Annotated in this window: 19 protein-coding genes and 1 tRNA gene; 10 read left to right on the forward strand and 10 right to left on the reverse strand. The window is 74.8% G+C overall.

Going from position 1 to position 22,225, the window contains the following annotated elements:
- Positions 1–110: 110 nt before the first annotated feature.
- The gene (locus V1J52_RS14965; RefSeq protein WP_330140285.1) at positions 111–410 is read left to right on the forward strand and encodes a hypothetical protein; all 300 of its coding nucleotides are present in this window, start codon (positions 111–113) and stop codon (positions 408–410) included.
- 86 nt (positions 411–496) lie between these two features.
- Here the strand turns inward: V1J52_RS14965 and V1J52_RS14970 are convergent, their stop codons facing one another.
- Positions 497–2,002 (reverse strand): Cys-Gln thioester bond-forming surface protein, encoded by a 1,506-nt coding sequence (locus V1J52_RS14970; RefSeq protein WP_330140286.1) that lies wholly within the window; start codon positions 2,000–2,002, stop codon positions 497–499.
- A 348-nt stretch (positions 2,003–2,350) separates the two neighbouring features.
- Between V1J52_RS14970 and V1J52_RS14975 the strand changes: the two genes are divergently transcribed.
- Genes V1J52_RS14975 through V1J52_RS14985 form a run of 3 tightly spaced genes read left to right on the forward strand, consistent with a single transcriptional unit; the run spans position 2,351 to position 5,090 of the window.
- The gene (locus V1J52_RS14975; RefSeq protein WP_330140287.1) at positions 2,351–3,181 is read left to right on the forward strand and encodes a TatD family hydrolase; all 831 of its coding nucleotides are present in this window, start codon (positions 2,351–2,353) and stop codon (positions 3,179–3,181) included.
- 41 nt (positions 3,182–3,222) lie between these two features.
- A complete protein-coding gene (rsmA, locus tag V1J52_RS14980; RefSeq protein WP_330140288.1) occupies positions 3,223–4,197 on the forward strand; it encodes a 16S rRNA (adenine(1518)-N(6)/adenine(1519)-N(6))-dimethyltransferase RsmA in 975 nt (324 codons plus the stop codon).
- Positions 4,194–5,090 carry a 4-(cytidine 5'-diphospho)-2-C-methyl-D-erythritol kinase gene (locus V1J52_RS14985; RefSeq protein WP_330140289.1) on the forward strand — a complete coding sequence of 299 codons (897 nt, stop codon included), beginning with the start codon at positions 4,194–4,196 and terminating at the stop codon, positions 5,088–5,090. The genes rsmA and V1J52_RS14985 overlap by 4 nt, the downstream gene beginning before the upstream one ends.
- An 89-nt stretch (positions 5,091–5,179) precedes the next feature.
- Here the strand turns inward: V1J52_RS14985 and V1J52_RS14990 are convergent, their stop codons facing one another.
- On the reverse strand, positions 5,180–6,418 hold the full coding sequence (locus tag V1J52_RS14990) for a serine hydrolase domain-containing protein (protein WP_330140290.1): 1,239 nt from the start codon (positions 6,416–6,418) through the stop codon (positions 5,180–5,182).
- Between the two features lie 493 nt (positions 6,419–6,911).
- Between V1J52_RS14990 and V1J52_RS14995 the strand changes: the two genes are divergently transcribed.
- Positions 6,912–7,343 carry an SsgA family sporulation/cell division regulator gene (locus V1J52_RS14995; RefSeq protein WP_330140291.1) on the forward strand — a complete coding sequence of 144 codons (432 nt, stop codon included), beginning with the start codon at positions 6,912–6,914 and terminating at the stop codon, positions 7,341–7,343.
- Positions 7,344–7,458: 115 nt separating this feature from the next.
- On the opposite strand, the gene V1J52_RS15000 is transcribed toward V1J52_RS14995, so the two are convergent.
- The gene (locus V1J52_RS15000; RefSeq protein ID WP_330140292.1) at positions 7,459–9,705 is read right to left on the reverse strand and encodes an MMPL family transporter; all 2,247 of its coding nucleotides are present in this window, start codon (positions 9,703–9,705) and stop codon (positions 7,459–7,461) included.
- A gap of 310 nt (positions 9,706–10,015) precedes the next feature.
- Here V1J52_RS15000 and V1J52_RS15005 point away from each other — a divergent pair, with 310 nt between their 5' ends.
- Together V1J52_RS15005 and V1J52_RS15010 are read left to right on the forward strand one after the other, a co-directional pair.
- The gene (locus V1J52_RS15005) at positions 10,016–13,369 is read left to right on the forward strand and encodes a S41 family peptidase (protein WP_330140293.1); all 3,354 of its coding nucleotides are present in this window, start codon (positions 10,016–10,018) and stop codon (positions 13,367–13,369) included.
- A gap of 69 nt (positions 13,370–13,438) precedes the next feature.
- Complete coding sequence (locus V1J52_RS15010) at positions 13,439–13,630, forward strand: hypothetical protein (protein ID WP_330140294.1); 192 nt, start codon at positions 13,439–13,441, stop codon at positions 13,628–13,630.
- 69 nt (positions 13,631–13,699) lie between these two features.
- Here V1J52_RS15010 and V1J52_RS15015 read toward each other — a convergent pair whose 3' ends face one another.
- From V1J52_RS15015 to V1J52_RS15025, 3 genes are read right to left on the reverse strand one after another with little or no spacing between them, the layout of a single operon-like run.
- Complete coding sequence (locus V1J52_RS15015) at positions 13,700–14,584, reverse strand: SDR family oxidoreductase (protein WP_330140295.1); 885 nt, start codon at positions 14,582–14,584, stop codon at positions 13,700–13,702.
- Complete coding sequence (locus V1J52_RS15020) at positions 14,581–15,555, reverse strand: alpha/beta fold hydrolase (RefSeq protein ID WP_330140296.1); 975 nt, start codon at positions 15,553–15,555, stop codon at positions 14,581–14,583. Before V1J52_RS15020 ends, V1J52_RS15015 begins: the two co-directional genes overlap by 4 nt.
- Positions 15,552–17,090 (reverse strand): flavin-containing monooxygenase, encoded by a 1,539-nt coding sequence (locus tag V1J52_RS15025; RefSeq protein WP_330140297.1) that lies wholly within the window; start codon positions 17,088–17,090, stop codon positions 15,552–15,554. Before V1J52_RS15025 ends, V1J52_RS15020 begins: the two co-directional genes overlap by 4 nt.
- 190 nt (positions 17,091–17,280) lie before the next feature.
- Between V1J52_RS15025 and V1J52_RS15030 the strand changes: the two genes are divergently transcribed.
- Entirely contained in the window at positions 17,281–18,162 is an 882-nt protein-coding gene (locus tag V1J52_RS15030) for a MerR family transcriptional regulator (protein ID WP_443075827.1), read from the forward strand.
- A 130-nt stretch (positions 18,163–18,292) separates the two neighbouring features.
- Positions 18,293–19,000 (forward strand): L,D-transpeptidase, encoded by a 708-nt coding sequence (locus V1J52_RS15035; protein WP_330140298.1) that lies wholly within the window; start codon positions 18,293–18,295, stop codon positions 18,998–19,000.
- A 116-nt stretch (positions 19,001–19,116) separates the two neighbouring features.
- Here the strand turns inward: V1J52_RS15035 and V1J52_RS15040 are convergent, their stop codons facing one another.
- Together V1J52_RS15040 and V1J52_RS15045 are read right to left on the reverse strand one after the other, a co-directional pair.
- Positions 19,117–19,635 carry a GNAT family N-acetyltransferase gene (locus tag V1J52_RS15040; RefSeq protein ID WP_330140299.1) on the reverse strand — a complete coding sequence of 173 codons (519 nt, stop codon included), beginning with the start codon at positions 19,633–19,635 and terminating at the stop codon, positions 19,117–19,119.
- 4 nt (positions 19,636–19,639) lie between these two features.
- Entirely contained in the window at positions 19,640–20,446 is an 807-nt protein-coding gene (locus tag V1J52_RS15045; RefSeq protein ID WP_330140300.1) for an exodeoxyribonuclease III, read from the reverse strand.
- Positions 20,447–20,472: 26 nt separating this feature from the next.
- Here V1J52_RS15045 and V1J52_RS15050 point away from each other — a divergent pair, with 26 nt between their 5' ends.
- Positions 20,473–21,012, forward strand: coding sequence for a GNAT family N-acetyltransferase (locus V1J52_RS15050; protein ID WP_330140301.1), 540 nt, complete (start codon positions 20,473–20,475; stop codon positions 21,010–21,012).
- Here the strand turns inward: V1J52_RS15050 and V1J52_RS15055 are convergent.
- Positions 20,970–21,701, reverse strand: a complete 732-nt coding sequence (locus V1J52_RS15055) for a hypothetical protein (protein ID WP_330140302.1) — start codon at positions 21,699–21,701, stop codon at positions 20,970–20,972. The two genes, V1J52_RS15050 and V1J52_RS15055, sit on opposite strands and share 43 nt — an antisense overlap.
- Positions 21,702–22,099: 398 nt before the next feature.
- A tRNA-Ala gene (locus V1J52_RS15060) sits at positions 22,100–22,172 on the reverse strand.
- Between the last annotated feature and the right edge of the window lie 53 nt (positions 22,173–22,225).

The following is a 22,225-nucleotide window of genomic DNA, read 5'->3' on the forward strand; positions in this document are numbered from 1 at the left end:
TGCCGTGCGCGCGCACGGCAGCAGGGCGGAGGGGAACGTATCGTGAGGTAAGGGACGGAATCGGACGTGCCGCCGACGGGACGGGGGCAGGGCAGGGGAAAGGAGCGGCCATGACGGATTCCGCGGACACACCGAGGACCCCGCCGCTGCGGACGGCACGGGAGGCGTACGGGTTCGCCTGCCTGGCCTGCGGCCACGCCTGGGAGCAGACGTACGACATCGAGCACCACCTCGACAGCGACGACCGCCCGTTCTACCTCTACTACACGGCGGGACGGCGCGTCCCCTCGCCGCTCAACCGGCTCACCTGCCGCCAGTGCGGGGAGCACAACGTCCGCGTCGTCCGGGCGGGGCAGGCGTCCGCCGTCCACTCCGCCCTCGGCCGCGGCTGGCCCCCGCTGCGGGACTAGGACCACCGGATCGCGACGCAGGCCGCCCCGGGCGCGGGATGCGCCCGGGGCGGCCTGTGTGCCGGTGTCGTCCGCGTGCGTCGCCGTCAGGCGCCGGTCACGCCGGAGGACTTGCGCTTGCGGAGGAAGAGCGTGACCGCACCGCCGACGAGGATCAGGCCGAAGGCGGCACCGATCATCAGCGGCGTGTTGCTGCTGCTGCCGGTGGCGGCGAGGTCGCCGTCACCCACCGGGGTCTTCGACTCCTCCTGCGGGGTCTCGCCCTCGCCGCCGCCGGTCGTGCCGCCGGTGGTGTCGTCCTCGCCACCGGTGCTGCCGCCGGAGGTGCCGTCGCCGCCGCCGGTGCTGCCGCCGGTGGTGTCGTCCCCGCCGCCGGTGCTGCCGCCGCCGGAGGTGCCCTCGGTCTCACAGTCGAGGACGCCCTCGAAGGTCGCCTCGAAACCGTTCGTGCCGGTCACCGTGATCGCGTACTGCTGGTCCTCGCCGACCGGGACGGTGACGGTCGTTTCGCCCTGCGGCTCCACCTGGTGCGTCTCGCCGCCCACGGTGAACTCGAAGGTCTCGTCGCCCTCGTTCGTCACGGTGAGGTCGACGCCGCCCGCGACGCAGTTCTTCTCGGCGGTCACCGCCGGGATGGGACCCTCGTTGGCCCAGGTCGCGGTGGCCGTGGCGGTCACCGTCGACTCGGTGGAACCGGCGAGGATCTGCGTCTGGCTCTTGACCTCGCCGATGCTGGAGAAGACGCGGCCGATCGGCACCTGCGTGGCGGCCTGCGCGGACAGCGAGGCGCTGCCGGGCTCGGTGCCCTCCGGCACGTCGAAGTACAGCTCCCCGCCGTCGGCGGCCGTGGTGACGACGTTGCCGTCGGCGTCGACGATCCGCACGCCCTCGGCGCCCTCGGGCGCACCGATGCTGACGGAGGCCGCGTTGGTGTCCACCGTGACCGGTCCGAGGCGCTCGCCGGCCTTGCCGGAGACGGCCTCCGGGCTGAGCGACAGCGAGGCGGCGGGCTCGGCGACGTCCTGTGCGGCACCTTCGAGGTAGTCCGCGAGCTTTTCCGCCGCGGCGTTCTTGGCCACCACGTCGGCACCGTCGGAGAAGCGCCAGATGGCGACCTGCGTGCCGGCGGCGGCCGTCTTGGGCGTCAGCCGTCCGGCACGGATTCCGGCGGCCTCAGCCAGCGCGTCCAGGTCGCTCACCTGGGGGTAGCTGTTCTGGAGGATCCACAGGATGTGGCCGGCCTTCTCGTTGTCGTTGAGCGAGGACTCGCTCCACGACACCTCGCCGTAGCGGGCCTTGTCCACGGTATTGCGGCCGATGTCGATGCAGTACGTCTTGAGCGTGCCGCCGCCGTCGACGGTCATCTCGAAGAGGCCCGCGCTGATCGTGTCCTTCGTGCCGTCCGGCTGGTTGATGACCGCGTTGGCGTAGGTCTTCAGGCCGTCCAGGGTCGCGGTCGCGCCACCGGGCTGCCCGGGGTTGTCGTCCGCCGCGGCGGGAGCGGCACCGGCTATCCCCCCGGCTACGAGCAGGCAGGGCGCCAGCACAGCGGCGGCGATACGTCCTACTGCCCGTCTGTGAACAGGTTGCATGGTCTTCCCTCCAGCGCAGAGGGACGGTGGCCCGTCCGCGCCGCACGAGTGTTCAGGTGAGCCGAAGAAGTCAGGGTCGATGACAACGGGGACAACGGAAGCAACGGGGACAGCAGAGCCTCGCGGCTTCCGGGTCATGCGTCAGTTGCCCGTTCCGACCAGAGATTGTTATCAGATACCCGGGTTCCGTGGGCGGCCCTCCGTCAGATTGGGTCTGAACCGACGGTATCCGGCCCCGGACTGACGGACGCCGGTGCCCTGCCCCGCGGTTCCGCCGCGCGGGCCCTCAACGGCCGGACGCCGAGGGGACGTGGGCCTCCCGGCCGACGGCCTGCCTATGATCGCGGTATGCCGACCAGCCAGCCCGCCCCGCCGCTGCCCGTGCCCCTCGACGTGCCGGTGGCGGACTCGCACACGCACCTCGACATGCAGGACACGACCGTCGCGGAGGCGCTGGAGAAGGCCGCACGGGTCGGCGTGACGACGGTGGTGCAGATCGGCTGCGACCTGGCGCGCGCCCGCTGGGCGGCCGACGTCGCGGCCGAGCACCCGGGCGTGTGGGCCGCCGTCGCACTGCACCCGAACGAGGCGCCCCGCCTCGCGCTGGAGGAGGGGCGCGAGGCACTGGAGGCGGCGCTCGCGGGCATCGCGGAGCTGGCGGCGCTGCCGCAGGTGCTCGCGGTGGGCGAGACGGGCCTGGACTACTTCCGCACCGGACCCGAGGGCGTGGCCGCCCAGCAGGAGTCCTTCCGCCGCCACATCACGCTGGCGAAGGAGCTGGGCAAGGCGCTCGTCATCCACGACCGCGAGGCCCACCACGACGTGCTGCGGCTGCTGGACGAGGAGGGCGCCCCGGAGCGCACCGTCTTCCACTGCTTCTCCGGCGGCGCGGACATGGCGCGGGTGTGCGCGGCGAAGGGCTACTTCATGTCCTTCGCGGGGAACGTGACGTTCAAGAGCGCCCGGCCGCTGCGGGAGGCGCTGGCCGTCGCCCCGCCCGAGCTGCTGCTCGTGGAGACCGACGCGCCCTTCCTCACCCCCGAGCCGTACCGGGGACGGCCGAACGCGCCGTACCTCGTCCCGGTCACGCTGCGGGCGATGGCCGAGGTGCGGGGGACGGACGTGGACGTGCTCGCGGAGCACGTGGCGGCGAACACCGCGCGGGCCTTCGGGTACTGAGCGGGTACGGACGCCGTGCGCACGGCCCGTAAACTGCCCCGGTGAGCACAGCCCCCGACCCTTCCCCCCAGCCGCCGCCGGACGCCCTGCTCGGGCCGGGCGAGGTGCGCGAGCTGGCGGCGGCGCTGGGCGTGCGTCCCACGAAGCAGCGCGGCCAGAACTTCGTCATCGACGCCAACACCGTGCGGCGCATCGTGCGCACCGCGCGGGTGCGGCCCGACGACGTCGTGCTGGAGATCGGCCCGGGGCTCGGTTCGCTGACCCTGGCACTGCTGGAGAGCGCCCGGTGGGTGACGGCGGTGGAGATCGACGACGCCCTGGCCGCCGCCCTGCCCGCCACCGTCGGGGCGCGGCTGCCGCAGGCCGCCGACCGGTTCGCGCTGGTGCACTCGGACGCGCTGCGGGTGACGGCGCTGCCCGGCCCGGAGCCGACCGCGCTGGTGGCGAACCTGCCCTACAACGTCGCCGTGCCGGTGCTGCTGCACATGCTGGCCACGTTCCCGACGATCGACCGCACGCTGGTGATGGTGCAGTCCGAGGTCGCCGACCGGCTGGCCGCCCCGCCCGGCTCGAAGGTGTACGGGGTGCCGTCGGTGAAGGCGGCCTGGTACGCGGAGGTGCGCAGGGCCGGGGCCATCGGGCGCACCGTCTTCTGGCCCGCGCCGAACGTGGACTCGGGGCTGGTCTCGCTCGTCCGCCGGGACCCGCCGGTCACCCGGGCGAGCCGGGCCGAGGTGTTCGCGGTGGTGGACGCCGCCTTCGCGCAGCGCCGCAAGACGCTGCGGGCGGCGCTGAGCGGCTGGGCCGGTTCGGCGGCCGCCGCCGAGGCCGCGCTGACGGCGGCGGGCGTCTCGCCGCAGGCCCGCGGCGAGTCGCTGACCGTCGAGGACTTCGCCGCGATCGCCGAGCACCTGCCGCCGGGCGCGCCCGGCGGGCCGTCCCGGCCCGGCGGGCTGTCCCGGCCAGACCGTCCGTCCGGTCCGTCCGGGCCGTCCACGGAGGAAGAGACCAGGTGAGCGTCACCGTCCGCGTTCCGGCCAAGGTCAACGTGGGGCTGGCGGTGGGCCCGGCGCGGCCCGACGGCTTCCACGACCTCGCCAACGTCTTCCTCGCCGTCGGCCTCCACGACGAGGTGACCGCCGCCCCGGCGCCCGGACTGGAGCTGACGTGCTCCGGGCCCGGCGCCCGGCAGGTGCCGCTGGACGGCACCAACCTGGCCGCCCGCGCCGCCCGGCTGCTGGCCGGGCGGCACGGCCTCGCGCCGGACGTGCACCTGCACATCGCCAAGGACATCCCCGTCGCCGGCGGCATGGCCGGCGGCAGCGCGGACGCGGCGGGCGCCCTGGTGGCCTGCGACGCGCTGTGGGGCACCGGCACCTCCGAGGCCGAGCTGCTCGACCTGTGCGCCGAGCTGGGCTCCGACGTGCCGTTCTCGCTGCTCGGAGGTGCCGCGCTGGGCCGGGGCCGGGGCGAGCTGCTGACGCCGCTGCCGGTCGGCGGCACGTTCCACTGGGTGTTCGCGGTGGCCGACGGCGGCCTGTCCACCCCGGCCGTCTACCGCGAGTTCGACCGGCTGGCGCAGGACCGTACGGTGCCGCCGCCCGAGGCGTCCGCCGGGCTGCTCGCCGCGCTGCGGGACGGGGACGCCGCCGCGCTGGCCGCCGCGCTCGCCAACGACCTCCAGCCCGCCGCGCTGTCCCTGCGGCCCGCGCTCGCCGACACGCTCGCCGCGGGCCGGGCGGCGGGCGCGCTGGCGGCGCTCGTCTCCGGCTCCGGCCCGACCTGCGCGTTCCTCACCGCGGACGCCTCCGCCGCCACCGAGGTGGCCGGGGCGCTGACGGCGTCCGGCACCTGCCGCACGGCCCGGGTCACCACCGCCCCGGCCCCCGGCGCCACGCTCCTGCCCTGACGCGCGGCGCACGGCCCGCGCGCCTCCCGCACGCCACCTTTCGGCGCACCACCACCGCGCACGGGCCCGGGGCCGCCCCGGCGGCCGGGTCAGCCCGTGCGGAGGCAGCCGCGCAGGGCGCGGATCAGCGCCTGCGGGCGCGGGTCGGAGGTGAGCGACTGCTGGAGGCCCGCGGTGACGTAGCCGAAGCCGATGCCCTCCTCCGGGTCGGCGAAGGCCAGCGACCCGCCGCGTCCGGGATGGCCGAAGGACGCGGGCGTCAGCATGGGGGAGGCGGGGCCGTGCAGCATGTACCCGGAGCCGAACCGGGTCCGGACCACCAGCACCCGGTCGGGTCCGGCCGACTCCTCGGTGCGGGCCAGCGCGAGGGTGGCCGGTACGTACAGCCTCGGACCGGGCACCGGTCCGTGCACGGGGCCGGTGAGGGCGGCGTAGAAGCGGGCCAGCGCCCGCGCGGTGCCCACTCCGGCCGAGGCGGGGTGCTCGGCCGCGCGGTAGGCGGGGTCGTTCTCGTCCGGCGCCGGGTCCACGGCGGCGAAGGCGCGGCGGGTGAGGGAGTCCCGGTCGCGGTAGGCGTCGGCCACGGCGGGTTTGGGGCGCACGCGCAGTCCGGCCGAGGGCGGCGGCTCGGGGGCGGGCACGGGGGCGATGCGTCCGGCCCGGTGCTGTTCGGCGCCGGGCAGCCCGATCCACAGGTCCAGGCCCAGCGGTCCGGCGACCTCCCGGGCGAACCACGTGCCGAGCGACTGCCCGGTGGCGCGGGCCACGAGTTCGCCGAGCAGCCAGCCGTAGGTGTGCGCGTGGTAGCCGTGGGCGGTGCCCGGCTCCCACAGCGGCGCCTGCGCGGCCAGCGCGCGCGGGCCGCTGACACCGTCGCGGGCCTGCGCGGGCGTGAGCGGGGCGTCCAGCGCGGGCAGTCCGGCGCGGTGGGCCAGCAGGTGGCGCACGAGGACGCGGTCCTTGCCGTTGGCCTTGAACTCCGGCCAGTAGGTGCCGACGGGTGCGTCCAGGTCGAGCCGTCCGCGCTGGTGGAGCAGGTGCGGGACGGCGGCGGCCGGGCCCTTCGTCGCGGACCGCACGATCTGGACGGTGTCCCTGGCCCACGCCCGTGCGCCGGTGGGGTCGTCGGCCTCGGCCCGGCCGCCCCACAGGTCCACGACGGGGCGTCCGTCGCGGTAGACGGTGAGGGCCGCGCCCACGTCGCCGCGCTCGGTGAAGTTGCGGCGGAAGGCGTGCAGCACCGGTTCGTAACCGGTGGCCACCGTGCCCTGGACGTCGGTCACTGCGCTGCCGCTCCTGCCGTTCGTGCTTCTCGTTTCCGCCCCCATCGTCCTACGGGCGGCCAGGGGCCGACGACCGGGGGTCACAGCGGGCGGCCGGGCGCGGGGACGGCGGACGGCCGCCGGGAAGGGGGGACGGCGTCGGGGGCGGCGGGGTGGCCGCCGCCGGGAACGAGAAGACGGGTGGCCGCGCGCGTGGACGGCGGCGGGCGGGCGTGCACCCGGCCGTCCCGGCCTCCCGGGCGGCCCCGCGCGCCCGGCGCCCCCCGACGCCGGGCGACGAGGCGTCCGGTGTGCCCGGCCACTGGGGGCCGTGGCGTCGGCCGGCCCGGGCACCGCCCGGAGCGCCGGTCGTCCCGACAGCCCGTCGATCGCCGTGCGACCACCCGATGATAGGCACCTGTTGCGAACCGGTCGCAAGAGCGCACGGGCCGGCACACGGCGTGAGATGTGGGTCAGCTCACACCCCCGGTGCGGTGACCGAACGACTCGTTCCGGTGTCTTACGAGGTGACGGGCAAGGCCCGCGAAGGAGACAGAGGATGCCGCCCACCCCGCCCCCGACCCCCCTCACCATCGACCACACCGTGCAGGCCAGACTGATCGCCCGGCCCGGCAGCCGCCCGGTGCCGGCCACCCTGCGCTACGACAGTTCCGACCCGCTGGCGCTGCGGATCGTCTTCCCCGCCGAGGCCGCCCTCGACGGTGCCGAGGTGACGTGGCTGTTCGCCCGCGCGCTGCTGGACGAGGCGCTGCGCGGTCCCGCCGGGCTGGGCGACGTGCGGTTCTGGCCCAGCCGTCCGGGGCGCACGGTGCTGGAGCTGAAGGCCCCGGAGGGCACGGCCCTGGTGGAGCTGGCCACGGAGGACCTGCACCGGTTCCTCGCCGCCACCTACGCCTTCGTCCCCGCCGCCGAGGAGACGAACCGGCTCGACCTGGACGGCACCCTGACGGCCCTCCTCGGGCCCGTCTGACTGATTCCGCGTCCCCCGGGAGCCCGGGGCGGGCCCCGGACGCACCGGAGGGGCCCGGCGTCACCGCCGGGCCCCTCCGGGCCGAAGAGGGCCGCCCCCGTCCGGGGGCGCCGCGTCACACCGTGCTCGGCTCCCGTTCGGCCGTCCGGTCCGCTTCCGCGGCCGACGCGTTGAGGTGGCGCTGGAGCTTCTCCCCCTCGACGTCCACGTTCGGCAGCACCCGGTCCAGCCACCCCGGCAGCCACCACGCCTTGTCGCCCAGCAGGGCGAGCACGGCGGGGACGATGGCCATGCGCACGACGAACGCGTCGAAGAGGATGGCGACGGCCAGGCCGAAGCCCATCATCTTGATCATGGAGTCGCCGGCGCCGATGAAGCCCGCGAAGACGCTGATCATGATGACCGCCGCGGCCGTGACGACCCGCGCGCCGAGCTGGAAGCCGGTGACGATGGCCTGGCCGGGCCGCTCGCCGTGCACGTACGCCTCCCGCATCCGGGTGACGAGGAAGACCTCGTAGTCCATCGCCAGGCCGAAGATCACACCGATCAGGAAGATCGGCATCATCGACATGATCGGCCCGGTCTGCTCCACGCCGATGAGCCCCGCGAGCCAGCCCCACTGGAAGACGGCGACGACCGAGCCCAGCGCGGCCAGCACCGACAGCAGGAAGCCGAGCGCGGCCTTCAGCGGCACCAGCACCGAGCGGAACACCATCAGCAGCAGCACGAACGCCAGGCCGACGACGAGCGCCAGGTAGGGCACGAGCGCGTCGTTCATCACCTGCGAGAAGTCGATGGCGATGGCGGTCGCGCCGGAGACGAGCACCGCGGCGCCGGTCTCGGACTCGACGTCCCGGGTGCCCTCGCGGATGTCCTGCACCACGTCCTCGGTCTCGGGGCTGCTCGGCCGGGACTCGGGTATCGCCGACATCATCGCGGCGTCGCCCGCCTCGTTGAGCTGCGCCGGCGAGACGGTCACGACACCGTCCGTGCCGGCCACCGTCTCCCTGACCCGCTCCGCGACGGCCTGCGGGCCGCCGCCGTCCGCCGCGTCCGCGAGGTCCACCACGACCACGAGCGGCCCGTTGAACCCGGGGCCGAAGCCCTCGGCCACCAGGTCGTAGGCGCGCCGCTGCGTCGTGGACGTCGGCTGGTTGCCCTCGTCGGGCAGGCCCAGCGTCATCGAGGAGACGGGCAGGGCCAGCGCGCCGAGCCCGAGGACGGACACCAGCAGCACGGTCACCGGACGGCGCAGGGTGAACCCGGCCCAGCGGCTGCCCAGGCCCGGCTTGGTGTCGGCGGTGCGCAGCGGGACGCCGGTCCCCGGGTTGGCCTGGCGCACCTTGCGCCCGTAGATCCGCTTGCCGACCAGGCCGAGCGCGGCCGGGACGAGGGTCAGGGCCACGAGCACCGCGATGACGACCGTGGCCGCCGCCGCGAAACCCATCTTCGTCAGGATCGGGATGTTCACGACCGCCAGCCCGGCCAGGGCGATGACGACGGTGAGCCCGGCGAACACGACGGCCGAGCCCGCCGTGCCCACGGCCCGTCCGATGGCCTCCTCGCGGTCCCGGCCCTCCGCCAGTTCGGAGCGGTAGCGGGAGGCGATGAACAGGGCGTAGTCGATGCCGACGGCCAGGCCGATCATCATCGCCAGGGTGCCGGTCGTGGCCGACAGGCCGAGCGTCGCGCCGAGCGCGGTGATGCCCGCCATGCCGACGCCGACGCCGATCAGGGCGGTGATCAACGGCAGTCCGGCGGCGACGAGCGAGCCGAAGGTGAGGATGAGGACGATCGCGGCGACGCCGATGCCGATGATCTCGCCGTGGCCCATGTCGGGCTCGGTGAACAGCGCGTCACCCCCGACCTCCACGGTCAGGCCCGCGTCGCGGCCGGTCTCGGCCGCCGCCCGCAGCTCCTCGCGGCTCTCGTCGGTCAGCTCCATGGCCGGTTCCGCGTACGTGACCTGCGCGTAGCCGATCTGCTGGTCCTGGCTGACCGAGCCCGCCTCCACGGCGGGCGGCACGACCTGGGCGACCTGCGAGTCGCCGCCGGGCGCGAGTTCGCCGAGCACCTTCTCGACGGCGGCGGCGTTCTCCTCTGCGGTGATCTTCTGACCGTCCGGTGCCCGGAACACGATGCGCGCCTGCGCACCGTCGGCGGCGCCGCCGGGGAAGCGCTCCTCCATCAGGTCGAAGGCGTGCTGGGCCTCGGTGCCGGGGAGGGCGAAGTCGTCGTCGGGAGGTGTGGAGGCGGTGGACGCGGCGGCCCCGACGGCGAACAGCACCACCACCCACAGCAGGGCGACGATGCCGCGCCGCCGGAAGGCGAGCCGGCCGAGTTTGTACAGGAAGGTGGCCACGGGGGTGATTGCTCCGGTCTGTCTGATGGATCGGTGCGGATCGAGGCGGATCACGTGTGGATCAGCGCGGATCAGTACAGCGGTGAAAGTGACAGCCTCTGACAATCAAGACGCCCGGGACCCCCCGGGAGGTGTCCGCTCCCGCGCGGTGAGGCGCACATCACAGCGGGACGCGGAACGGCGCACCACCCCGCCACGTCCCCGCACGCCCCCCCGCCCCCGCGTCCGCGCCGCCGGCCGCCGGCTCCGGCCGCCACCCGCGTCAACCCCGCGGCGGCAGGACTTGCCCCCGCGACCGCGCCGACGAACCATGAGAGGGGTGAGTGACGACGCCGCGTACCTCCGCTTCCCGCACCTCCACGGTGACCTGCTGTGCTTCACCGCCGAGGACGACCTGTGGGCGGCCCCCCTCGCCCCCGGCGGCACCGAACCGGACCGCGCCCGGCGGCTGACCGTGGACCGCACCCGCGTCGGACCGCCGCGCTTCTCCCCCGACGGCCGGCACATCGCGTTCACCTCGTGGCGCAGCCTCGATCCGGAGGTGCACCTCGTCGAGGCGTCCGGCGGGCCCGCCCGGCGGCTGACGTACTGGGGTGCCACCGACACCCGCGTCTGCGGCTGGACGCCGGAGGGCGACATCCTGGCCGTCGCCTCGCACGGGCAGCCGTTCTCCTACTTCGCCTGGGCCCACCGGCTGCCGCTGGACGGCAGCCCCGGCGGGACGCTGCCGTGGGGGCCGTGCGCGGACGTCGCCGTCGCCGACCTGGGCGGCCACCCCGGCAGCGAACGGCGCACCCTGCTGCTGACGGGCAAGCCGCCGCACGAACCGGCCGCCTGGAAACGCTACCGGGGCGGGGCCACGGGGCGGCTGTGGCTGCACGGCGAACGCCTCCTGCCGGACCTGCCCGGGCACCTGGACTGCCCGATGCTCGTCCGGGACCGCGCTGCGGAACAGGCGGACGGGCGGCCCGCCTGGCGGGTCGCCTTCCTCTCCGACCACGAGGGCACGGCCAACGTCTACTCCTGCCGCCCGGACGGCTCCGGGCTGCGCCGCCACACCGACCACGCCGACTTCTACGCCCGCAACGCCTCCACCGACGGCTCCCGGATCGTCTACCAGTGCGCCGGGGAGCTGTGGCTCGTGGACGACCTGTCCCCCGCCGCCGTCCCCCGGAGGCTGCCGGTCCGGCTGTGCGGCCCGCGCACCGGGCGGCGCGGCTACCAGGCACCGGCCGCCGCGCACCTGGACGCCCTGGCCGTGGACGTCACCGGGCGGGCCAGCGCCGTGTGCGTGGGCGGCGGGCTGTACTGGCTCACCCACCGGGACGGCCCGGCGCGCGTCCTGGCCGCCACCCCCGGAGTGCGGGTGCGGCTGCCGGAGATGCTCGGCGCCACGGGCCGCGTCGCCTACGTCACCGACGCGGCGGGCGAGGACGCCGTCGAGATCGCCCACCTGCCCCGGGCCAGCGGCGGCCGGGACCCGCGACGGCTCGCGGCCGGGAAACTGGGCCGGGTCCACGAGCTGGTCGCCTCCCCCGACGGGGAGCGGCTCGCGGTCGCCACGCACGACGGGCGCCTCCTGCTGCTGGACACGGCGGCACCGGAGGAGGACGACGGGGACGGCACGGCGGACGGCGGGGGTGCCGTCCCGCAGGAGCTGATCCGCTCCGGCAACGGTCCGGTGCGGGACCTCGCCTTCTCCCCCGACTCCCAGTGGCTGGCCTGGTCCCACCCGGGCGTCGGACGCACCCTGCGCCAGATCCGCGTCGTCCGGCTCGCCGACGGCACGGTCATCGACGTCACCGACGGCCGGTTCGAGGACGAGCAGCCGGTGTTCACCCGGGACGGGCGCTACCTGGCGTTCCTGTCCTGGCGCGGCTTCGACCCCGTCTACGACGTGCACACCGGCGACCTGTCCTTCCCGCTCGGCTGCCGCCCCCACCTCGTCCCGCTGTCCTCCGCGACGCCGTCCCCCTTCGCCCTCAACCCGGAGGGCCGCCCGGCGGCGGGCGGCCTCGACCCGGAGGAGCTGCCGGACGGCCCCGACGGCGACCGCGCCGTCACCGTGGAAGCCGAGGGGCTGGCCAGCCGCGTCACCCCGTTCCCGGTGACGGCCTCGAAGTACGCGGCGCTGCACCCGGTGGCCGGCGGCGGGCTCGTCTGGCTGCGCTACCCGATCTCCGGCGCGCTCGGCGAGACGTTCGCCAACCCGGCCGACACCTCCGGCAAGCCCACCCTGGAGCACTTCGACCCGGCCCGCGCCAAGCGCACCGAGCTGAGCGCGGAGGTGGACTGGTTCGCGGTGAGCGGCGACGGCACGCGCATGGTGATCAACGACGACGGCGACCTGCGCGCCGTCCCGGCGGGCGAGAGCGCGGACAGCGACTCGACCGTCTGGATCGACCTCCGCCGCGTCCCGCACGAGGTGCACCCGCCCGCGCAGTGGCGGCAGGCGTACGCGGAGGCGGGCCGCATCGTCCGGGCCTACTTCTGGGAGCCGGGCATGTGCGGCATCGACTGGGACGCGGTGCTGGAGCAGTACCGGCCGCTGGTGGAGCGGGTGGCCTCGCCGGACGAGTTCGCCGACCTGCTGCGGGAGGTCATGGGCGAGCTGGGCACCTCCCACGCCTACGTCTCCGCGGCGCGCCGCAACGAGGGGCCGCCGCACTACCAGCGCCCCATCGGGCTGCTCGGGGCGAACCTGGCCCGCACGGCGTCCGGGGCGTGGCAGGTCACCCGCATCCTGCCCGGTGAGTCCTCCGACTCCCGGGCCCGTTCGCCGCTGGCCGGTTCCGGCATCCGGGACGGCGCGCTCCTCACCCACGTGGACGGCCGCGCCGTGGACCCGGACCGCGGCCCCTACCCGCTGCTGGCGGGGGCGGGCGGCACCACGGTCGAGCTGACCTTCCGCTCCCCCGACGGCACGGGCCCGGCCCGCCGGGTGGCGGTCGTCCCGCTCGTGGACGAGCGGCCCCTGCGGTACCAGGACTGGGTGGCCAGGCGGCGCGCGGTCGTCCGGGAGCTGAGCGGCGGCCGGTGCGGCTACCTGCACATCCCCGACATGGGCGGCTCCGGCTGGGCCCAGTTCCACCGCGACCTGCGGATGGAGGTGTCGCGCCCGGCGCTCATCGTGGACGTGCGCGGCAACGCGGGCGGCCACATCAGCGAACTCGTCGTGGAGAGCCTCACCCGCACGATCCTCGGCTGGGACCTCACCCGCCACGCGCAGCCCGTCTCCTACACCTCCAACGCGCCGCGCGGACCGGTGGTGGCCCTGGCCGACGAGGCGACGTCGTCGGACGGCGACATGATCACCGCCGCCTTCCGGCTGCTGGGGCTCGGCCCCGTGGTGGGCGCCCGCACGTGGGGCGGCGTCGTCGGCATGACCGGACGGCACCAGCTCGGCGACGGCACGGTCATCACGGTGCCGATGAACGCGGCCTGGTTCGAGGCGTACGGCTGGGACGTGGAGAACCACGGGGTGGACCCGGACATCGAGGCCCTGCGCACCCCGCTCGACTGGGCCGAGGGCCGCTACACGGTGCTGAGCCGGGCGGTGCGCACGGCGCTCGACCTGCTGGAACGCCACCCCGCCCGGACGGCCCCCGGCTACGGGGACGTCCCCGACCGCCGGCGCCCGCCGCTGCCACCCCGCACGGCCTGAGCCGCATGCCCGCGCCCGCGCGGGGTACCCGCACGGGCGACCGGACGTCGACGAGGAAAGAGGTGCGTCATGGGCGTGCGACACGACGAGGGCGATGCGAAGGACCGGGCCCGGCAGAAGGTCGACGAGGCCACCCGCAACGCCGGGAACCCCTCCGACCAGCAGCGCGGCCAGCAGGAGTCCTCGCCCGGCGACCGTCTGCGCGAGCACATGCGCGAGGACCAGGAGCGCCTGAACGACGACGAGCGCTGGGGCGCGTGAGGGCGGCGGCCCGCCCTTCGCGATGACGGCGGTGCGCGCCCCGGCCGGGGCGCGCACCGCCGCGCCGTCTCACAGCCGTTCGCGCTCGTCCGCCGCGCCGCCCGCGCCGACGAGTCCCGTGCCGCGGGTGCCCCGGGAGGCGGCCAGCTTCGGTTCCGCCTTCCGCATCTCCCCGGCCCCCACCACGCCGATCACCGACGGCAGGTAGCCGCGGACCGTCTGCATGCCCCGCAGCCACCACTGCCCGTACACGTGGTGCCCGCGCCGCTCGATGCCCGCCACAAGGCGGTCCACGGCCGGGCCCAGCGGATACGTCTTGTTGGACGGCCAGGGCAGCGCCGCGCGCAGGTCCCGCAGGACGTCGTCCCGGTCGGCACCGCGCACCATGTCCGTGTCGGTCCAGCTCAGGTAGCCGACACCGACCCGCACCCCCTTGTAGCCGACCTCGGCGCGCAGGCTGTGCGCGAACGCCTCGACACCGGACTTCGAGGCGCAGTACGCCGACATCATCGGCGCCGGGGTGATCGCCGCGAGCGAGGCCACCTGGAGGAAGTAGCCGCGCGACTCCAGCAGCAGCGGCAGGAACGCCCGCGCCGTGACGGCTCCGCCGATGAGGTTGACCTCGATGACCCGCCGCCACGCGACCGGGTCGGACTCCGTGAACGGCCCGCCGGCCGCCACCCCGGCGTTGGCCACCACGACGTCCGCCTTGCCGAACCGCTGCCGGACCTCGTCGGCCACCCGCGCCATCGCCACGTGGTCGGTGACGTCGGCGTGCCAGTACGCCGAGTCCGTCGGCAGCGCCTCGCTGACCTTCTTCAGCTCGTCCGGTTCCAGCCCGACGAGGGCGATGTTCGCGCCGCGCGCCGCGAGCTTGCGGGCGAGCAGCTCGCCCACGCCGCGGGCCCCGCCGGTCACCACGGCGACCTGGCCCTCCAGATTCCAGCGCTTCATGCCGTCTCCTCGAACTCGGTCGTCTTCGTTCCCCGCGCGCCGGAGCCCGCGTCGCCCGCCCCGCCCGGCAGGTGGTCCCGGGCCAGGGCGCGCAGCACGTCCGCGACCGTCTCCGGGTCCTCCATCGGCGTCATGTGCCCGAGACCGGGCAGTTCGTGCAGCGCGACGCAGTCCGGCAGCGCGGCGGCCAGTTCCCTGGCGTGCGCGACCGGGGTGAGCCGGTCACGGGTACCGGCCAGGACGGCGGTGGGCACGGTCAGCTCCGGGAGCTGCCGGACCACGTCCAGGGCGTGCAGCACCCCGCCCCAGGCGGACCGGACGAGCCGGGGACAGGCGTGCACGATCCGCGCGCACGCCTCGACGGCGTCCGCCGGGGCGCCGGGGCCCATCGTGGCGTAGGCCAGGGCGCGCCGGGAGAGGGCGGAGACCGGCCCGAGCGGCAAGGGCGAGCCGAGCAGCAGCTTGTGGGCCGCCGCCCGCGTGCGCTCCGAACGCAGCGGTATCACCCGCGCCTGCCCGGACAGCCGTTGCGCGCCGGTGCTGCACAGCAGCACGGCGGCGGCGTGCCGCCGCAGCGCGGGCCGCCCGGCGGCGGCCATGACCGTCATGCCGCCCATGGAGTGCCCGCCTATGACGGCCCGCTCGTCCTCGTCCAGGACGGTGTCGAGCACCGCGCACAGGTCGTCGGCGAGCCCCTGGACGCCGTAGCGGCCGGGCGTGGCCGGGGAGCGTCCGTGGCCGCGCTGGTCGTAGGCGACGACGCGGTGCCCCTCGGCGGTGAGGCGGCGTATGACCGGCGCCCAGAACACGGTGGAGCACGTCCAGCCGTGGGCCAGGACCACCGGCGGCCCGTCCTGCGGGCCGTGGGTCTCGACGTGTATGCGGGCCCCGGTCGCGGAGACGGCCGTCAGCTCGCGGACGGGGGCGGGCGGGGCGAACCGCCCGGTGGGGACGCGCGTCGGGCGGCTCATGCGGTGGCCTCCCGCACGGCGGACGCGGCCGGTGCGCCGGCCGCGCCGGGCCGGTGGGACGCGCCGCGCAGCACCTCGTACTCGTCGAGCCGCACCTCGCGGGTGACCTTGCGGAACTCGGCGGTGGTGCCGGGCCACACGGTGGTGTTGCGCCCGTTCGCGTCCAGGTACCAGCTGTCGCAGCCGCCGGTGTTCCACACGGTGCGCTTCATCCGCTCCTGCACCTGCTGGCTCCAGGCGTGCACGGCGCTGCGGCGGGCGTCCAGCGCGACCTTGCCGCCGAGGGTGTCGAGCTGCCGCAGGTAGTCGATCAGGTAGTTCAGCTGGGCCTCGATGATGAGGATCATCGAGCTGTTGCCGAGCCCGGTGTTGGGGCCGATGATCGTCAGGAAGTTGGGGAAGCCGGCCGCGCTGGCGCCGCGCAGCGCCTCCATGCCGCCGGTCCACTCCTCGGCCAGCGTCGTCCCGTTCGCCCCCTTGACCCGGTGGGCGATCGGCATGTCCGTGACGAGGAAGCCGGTGCCGAAGACGACGGCGTCCACCTCGGCCTCCGTGCCGTCGGCGGCCACGAGGGTGTTGCCCCGCACCTCCTTCAGCCCGGACGCCACGAGGTCCACGTTGTCCTGCGCGAGCGCCGGGTAGTAGGAGTTGGACAGCAGGATGCGCTTGCAGCCGATGCGGTAGTCGGGCGTGAGCTGCGCGCGGGTGTGCGGGTCCTTGACGGCCCGCCGGAGGTGCGCCGAGGCCAGCTTCTCCACCACGCCCAGCTCACCGGGCCGCTTGGTGAAGGCGCTGACCTGCAACTCCCGGATGCCCCACAGGATCTGGCGGCGCAGGTAGCGGGTGACGGGCAGCTTGCTGTGCAGCCACCGCTCGGCGCCGGTGATCCTCCGGTCCACCCGGGGCAGCACCCACGCGGGGGTGCGCTGGAAGAGGGTGAGCCGTCCGACGGTGGGCTGGATGGCGGGCACGATCTGGATCGCGGACGCGCCGGTGCCGATCATGGCGACGCGCTTGCCGCGCAGGTCGTAGTCGTGGTCCCACTGCGCGGAGTGGAAGACCTTGCCCTCGAAGCCGTCGAGCCCGGGCACGTCCGGGATCTTCGGGTCGGAGAGCGGGCCGGTCGCCGAGACGACCAGGTCGGCGGTGAGGGTGCCCTGCGAGGTCTCCACGACCCAGTGCAGTTCCTCGCTGTCCCAGGTGGCCTGCTGCACCTCGTGGCGGAAGCGGATGTGCGGGCGCAGCCCGAAGTCGTCGGCGACCTTCTCCAGGTACGCCCGGATGTGCGCCTGCCCGGAGAAGCTCCGGGGCCAGTCGGGGTTGGGGGCGAAGGAGAAGCTGTAGAGGTGGGACGGCACGTCGCACGCACACCCGGGATAGGTGTTGTCGTGCCACGTGCCGCCGACCGCCTCGCGGCGCTCCAGCACCACGAAATCCGTGATCCCCGCGCGCCGCAGCCGTACGGCGGCCCCCAGGCCACCGAATCCGCTTCCGATCACCGCCACCCGTACGTGCTCGTGCTCGCGCTCGGCCATGCCGCGCCCTCCCGGTCCGTACTCCGCTGATCGTGCCAGTAATCACTGGCACGATCGAAGCGTAGGGCAGCTCCGTACTGATGGGTAGGGGGTGAGCCGGGAAAAGTTACCGCTGGTTGCACCGAACGCCCCGCGGGCTCCGGAACCGGGAGCACAAGGCTCCCGGGACATCAGGACCTAGGCTGGCCGGGTGGGGATCTCTGACGAACAGGACGACCAGCCCGGCGCCTCCCCGGCGCCGGACGCCGCCGGAGTGCCGGACGCCGCCGCGGCGCGGGCCGCCGCCGGAGCGCCCGCGCCGCAGCGCGAGTACCGCGCGGCCGAACTGGCGGAGGCCGCCGGGATCACCACACGCACCCTGCGCTTCTACCGGGAGCGCAGGCTCCTGCCCCCGCCCCGCCGCGAAGGCCGCATCGCCTGGTACACCGAGCACCACCTCGCCCGGCTGCACACCATCGGCGGCCTGCTCGCCCGCGGTCACACCCTCGGCGGCATAGCCGACCTGCTCACCGCCTTCGAGAAGGGCCGCGACTCGCACAGCGCCGCCGAACTGCTGGGCCTGGGCCAGGCCGTCACCCCGCCGTTCTCCGAGGAGACCCCCGTCCGCCTCACCCCCGAGGAACTGGCCGGCCACTTCCCCGGGGAGGACACCCCGGAGAACCTGTCCGGCACCATCGAACTCGGTTACCTGGCCGTGGACGGCGACGAACTCGTCCACGTGAGCCGCCGGCTGCTGGACGCCTCGGCCGCCCTGGTGCGCGAGGGCATCCCGCTGGCGGCCGTGCTGGACGCCGCCCGCGAGGTGCGCAGCCACGTCGAGGCCATCGCCACCGTCTTCGCGGACGTCATCAGCACCCACCTGCTCACCGGGGAGCGGCCGGCCGGGCAGATCGCCGAGTCCGTGGACCAGCTGCGCCCCTACGCCAAGCAGGTCGTGGACGCGGAACTGGCCATGGCGCTGGACCGCCGCGTCCGCACGGAGGTCGAGGCGTGGCTCACCAGCCGCCCGGCGAACAGCCCGGACGGCAGTTCGGACAGCGGACCGGCGGACGGTCCGGCCGTCCCCGGCTGACACCGTGCGCGCCGGTGCGCCCTTGCGGGCACGGCCGCAGCACCGCAACCATCACACCCGGTGAGTCGTCTGACTCCGCGCGGCCTTCTCCGGCGACGGCCGGAACCGCGCACCAGGGAGGGGAGCACCCATGGCACCACGCACCGTACGGCGCCGCAGACTCGGAGCGGTGGTGGCCGCCGTCGCCGTCGCGGCACCCCTCGGCGTCGTCGTGACCGCCGCACCGGCGCAGGCCGCGCCGTGGTGCAACGTCAGCACCGGCCCGTACCAGAAGCAGGTCGAACGGTTCCTGAAGCGCACCGCCGACGGGAAGCAGTCGCTGAGCGACTGCCGGGCGATCCAGTCGTTCCAGACCCGGCACGGCATAGCCCCGAACGCCGGCTACGCCGGGCCCATCACCTGGGGCGTCATGTCGCTGATGAACCAGCAGAAGGCCGCGGGCAAGACGCCGAACAAGGCCGGGAAGTGCCCGGTCAACAAGGGCCGCATCGCGTGCGTCGACCTGACCCGGCAGCTCAGCTGGGTTCAGGACGGCCGGAAGCTCGTCTACGGGCCGGTACCCGTCCGCACCGGGCGCGACCGCTACGAGACGCGCACCGGCGCGAAGAAGATCTACTGGCGGAACAAGAACCACTGGTCGACGCTCTACGACGTCGCCATGCCCTACAGCCAGTTCTTCGACGGCGGCATCGCGTTCCACTCGATCAAGGGCAGCGTGTGGTCGCCGCCCGGTTCGCACGGCTGCGTGAACATGCGCGACGCCGACGCGAAGAAGTACTGGTCGCTGCTGAAGAACGGCGACGACGTGCACGTCTGGGGCCGCAAGCCCGGCACCTGAGCCACCGTCGCCGTCCCCGCCCGGTGCCACCACCGGGCGGGGTCCGGCGGCTGGCCCGGCGGGCACGCCCTGGCGGACAGCACCCGGGGGCGCCGCCGTCGTGCAGGGGACGGCCGTCACCGCGCGGGCGGCGCGGACAGCTCCTTCACCCAGACCTGCTCCCGTCCACCGCCAGGCACCTCCTCGCCCAGCCGTCCGGTGTCCACGAACCCGTGGCGGCGGTAGAGCGCGCGGGCGTGCCCGTTGCCGGGGCTGACGGCCAGCTCCAGCGTGCGCGCCCCCGCGTGCCGCGCCCACCGCTCCACCTCGCCGACGAGCGCGTCACCGACGCCCAGACCGCGCGCCCGGGGTCCGGCCCACACCGAGAGCAGCCGCACGACGCGGCCCTCCTCGTCCGGCACGCCGCTGGCCTGGCCCACCGGTTCCCCGTCCAGCACGGCGAGCAGGTCGAGGGCGCCGGGGAGCGACAGGCGGGCCCGCCAGCGCTCCTCCCGGTCGCCCGCGCCCTGCCAGTCCGCGAGACGCGAACCGAACGCGTACGGCGCCTCCGCGAGCGCGGCGAGCCGGACGGCCCGCCACAGCTCCCAGTCGTCCGCCGTCAGCACCCGCAGCCGGAGCGTCACCGGAGCGGCCATGCCATCACGCCTGCCCGAAGACGGCGGTGACGGGCGCGTGGTCGGACCAGCGTTCCGCGTGGCTGGCCGCCCGCTCCACGTACGCCTTGACGCAGCGCGCCGCCAGGCCCGGCGTCGCGGCGAGCAGGTCGATGCGCCAGCCGCTGTCGTTGTCGAAGGCCCGGCCCCGGTAGGACCACCACGAGTACGGCCCGTCCTGGTCCGGGTGCTGCTGCCGGACGACGTCCGTGAAACCGCCGTCGGCCGGGTCGAGGACGCGGTCCAGCCACGCCCGCTCCTCCGGCAGGAAGCCGGAGTTCTTGCGGTTGCCCCGCCAGTTGCGCAGGTCGGCCTCCCGGTGGGCGATGTTCCAGTCGCCGCACACCAGTGCCTCGCGGCCCTGCGCCGCCGCGCGCTCCCGCAGCTCCTTCAGGTACGGCAGGAACGCGGCCATGAACCGTTCCTTCTCCGCCTGCCGCTCGGTGCCCACCTCACCGGAGGGCAGGTAGAGGCTGCCCACCGTCACACCCGGCAGGTCCACCTCCAGGTACCGCCCGGCGGCGTCGAACTCGCTCACCCCGAAGCCGGTCCGCACGGCCTCCGGCTCCCGGCGGGTGAGAAGTGCCACACCAGACCGGCCCTTCGCCGCCGCCGGCGCCCACTGGGCGTACCAGCCCTCCGGGGCCCGCACGGCGCCGGACAGCTGCTCCGGCAAGGCACGCACCTCCTGGAGGCACACGACGTCCGCCTCGCACCCGGCCAGCCAGGGCACATAACCCTTGCCCGCGGCAGCCCGCAGGCCGTTGACGTTCACCGTCGAGACCTTCAGCATGCCCGCACCTTACATACGATGCCGCCATGCAGATCATCCCCATACCCTACGACCACCCCGACGCGGTGAAGCTCGACGCCGAGGTCCAGCAGGAGTACGCCGAGCGCTACGCGAGCGAAGGCGACGTCACGCCGCTCGCCCCGGAGATGTTCGAGCCGCCGCGCGGCCTGTACCTGCTCGCGTACGACGACGCGGAGCGGCCCGTGGCGACCGGCGGGTGGCGGGCGATGGACCGCGACGGCGAGGGCTACGCGGACGGCGACGCCGAGGTCAAGCGCATGTTCGTCGTCCGGGACGCCCGGGGCCGGGGCCTGGCCCGCACCATCCTGGCCCGGCTGGAGGACAGCGCCCGCGCGGCCGGACGCGTCCGGATGGTCCTGGAGACCGGCATCAAGCAGCCCGAGGCCATCGCCCTCTACCGCTCCTCGGGCTACGAGCCGTGCGGCAAGTTCGGCTGCTACCGCGAGGAGCCCGACAGCCGCTGCTTCGCCAAGCCCCTGCGCCCCGACGGCTCGCTCCCGGCTCACTCCAGGGTGCTCTCCTCGACGTTCTCCATGCGGGCGTAGAGCACCTGCTCGTTGACCTCCAGGTGGTTGATCAGCCGCAGGGCGGCGGCGATGCCGTTGCCGACCAGCTCCCCGGCCACCTCGCCGTACTCGACCTGCACCAGCACGTTCGGGGCCCGCTCGTCGTGGGCCTGTCCCTGCGGGTCGCGCCAGGTGCCCACGGCGCCGATCTCGGTGGCCGCCTGGAGCACGAAGGCCACCGCGTGCGCCTTGGGACGCGGCAGGGTCAGCGTGAGCAGCTCGCGCTCGACCCGTTCGAGCTGCACGCCCGTCCCGGCGTCACCGAACAGCAGCGCGTACAGGAGGTCCTTGGCCTCGCGCAGCAGCGCCTCACCGGCCGGTGAGCGGTGCTCCGCGGTGATGAGCCGCCCGCCCTTCTCCGGCGCCCCGTCCAGGTGACCCTCCGCCTCCAGCCGGGCGCGGTCCCAGGCGCGGAACCGGGTGACGCAGGCGGCCAGCCGGTCGGTGTCGAGCTTCCACGCCCTGATCCGCTCCCGCCGCGCCGCCCGTTCCTCCTCGGGCTCGGCGGGCGGGTCAGCCGCCCGTGCGGGCTCCCGCAGCACGCGGGCGAGCAGCTCCTCCACCAGCCAGTCCCGGGGCTGCGCGGACAGGGACGCGCGGACCCGCACCCGCAGCTCGTCCCGCAGTTCGGCCTGCACCCGTGCGACGACGTCATCGGCACTCACCATGCCCGGCACCCTAGGAGCGCCCCCCGCTCCCCGTGCCCCGGAACCCGTTCCAAACCCCCCACCCGGGTGAACCCGGACACCGCCTCCCGTTCGTTCTCGAGCGGGCCGGCGAAGAGCGCCGCGACCGTCCTGGCCGTCGACGCCTCCGCCGTGCCGCAGCGCGTTGCCGACCAGGTTGGCGACGATGGTGTCGAAGCGGCGCGGGTCGAGCCGGGCGCGGACACCGTCCGGCAGGTCCGCGCGGACCAGGCTGGTCCAGCGCCGGGTGCTCCAGCGAGCCGTTGGGCAGACTTGCGTACTAATCACGCCTGAAACGACGAGATCCCGATCCGACGGTGACCGTCTGATCGGGATCTCGTGAACCGTTCCTGAGCTAACCCATGAACGGCCACGTGCGGTGGACCTGAGGGGATTCGAACCCCTGACCCCCTCGTTGCGAACGAGGTGCGCTACCAACTGCGCCACAGGCCCTTGCGACGGGTGAAACTGTAGCACCCCAGGTGGGACGGGCGAAAATTCGCGGG

The organism is Streptomyces solitudinis (assembly GCF_036323765.1).
GTDB lineage: Bacteria > Actinomycetota > Actinomycetes > Streptomycetales > Streptomycetaceae > Streptomyces.

Coding starts and splice junctions, on each gene's coding strand:
- V1J52_RS14965 (WP_330140285.1), top strand. CDS start 111: ATGACGGATTCCGCGGACACACCGAGGACCCCGCCGCTGCGGACGGCA.
- V1J52_RS14970 (WP_330140286.1), bottom strand. CDS start 2,002: ATGCAACCTGTTCACAGACGGGCAGTAGGACGTATCGCCGCCGCTGTG.
- V1J52_RS14975 (WP_330140287.1), top strand. CDS start 2,351: ATGCCGACCAGCCAGCCCGCCCCGCCGCTGCCCGTGCCCCTCGACGTG.
- V1J52_RS14990 (WP_330140290.1), bottom strand. CDS start 6,418: ATGGGGGCGGAAACGAGAAGCACGAACGGCAGGAGCGGCAGCGCAGTG.
- V1J52_RS14995 (WP_330140291.1), top strand. CDS start 6,912: ATGCCGCCCACCCCGCCCCCGACCCCCCTCACCATCGACCACACCGTG.
- V1J52_RS15005 (WP_330140293.1), top strand. CDS start 10,016: ATGAGAGGGGTGAGTGACGACGCCGCGTACCTCCGCTTCCCGCACCTC.
- V1J52_RS15010 (WP_330140294.1), top strand. CDS start 13,439: ATGGGCGTGCGACACGACGAGGGCGATGCGAAGGACCGGGCCCGGCAG.
- V1J52_RS15015 (WP_330140295.1), bottom strand. CDS start 14,584: ATGAAGCGCTGGAATCTGGAGGGCCAGGTCGCCGTGGTGACCGGCGGG.
- V1J52_RS15020 (WP_330140296.1), bottom strand. CDS start 15,555: ATGAGCCGCCCGACGCGCGTCCCCACCGGGCGGTTCGCCCCGCCCGCC.
- V1J52_RS15025 (WP_330140297.1), bottom strand. CDS start 17,090: ATGGCCGAGCGCGAGCACGAGCACGTACGGGTGGCGGTGATCGGAAGC.
- V1J52_RS15035 (WP_330140298.1), top strand. CDS start 18,293: ATGGCACCACGCACCGTACGGCGCCGCAGACTCGGAGCGGTGGTGGCC.
- V1J52_RS15040 (WP_330140299.1), bottom strand. CDS start 19,635: ATGGCCGCTCCGGTGACGCTCCGGCTGCGGGTGCTGACGGCGGACGAC.
- V1J52_RS15045 (WP_330140300.1), bottom strand. CDS start 20,446: ATGCTGAAGGTCTCGACGGTGAACGTCAACGGCCTGCGGGCTGCCGCG.
- V1J52_RS15050 (WP_330140301.1), top strand. CDS start 20,473: ATGCAGATCATCCCCATACCCTACGACCACCCCGACGCGGTGAAGCTC.
- V1J52_RS15055 (WP_330140302.1), bottom strand. CDS start 21,701: ATGGTGAGTGCCGATGACGTCGTCGCACGGGTGCAGGCCGAACTGCGG.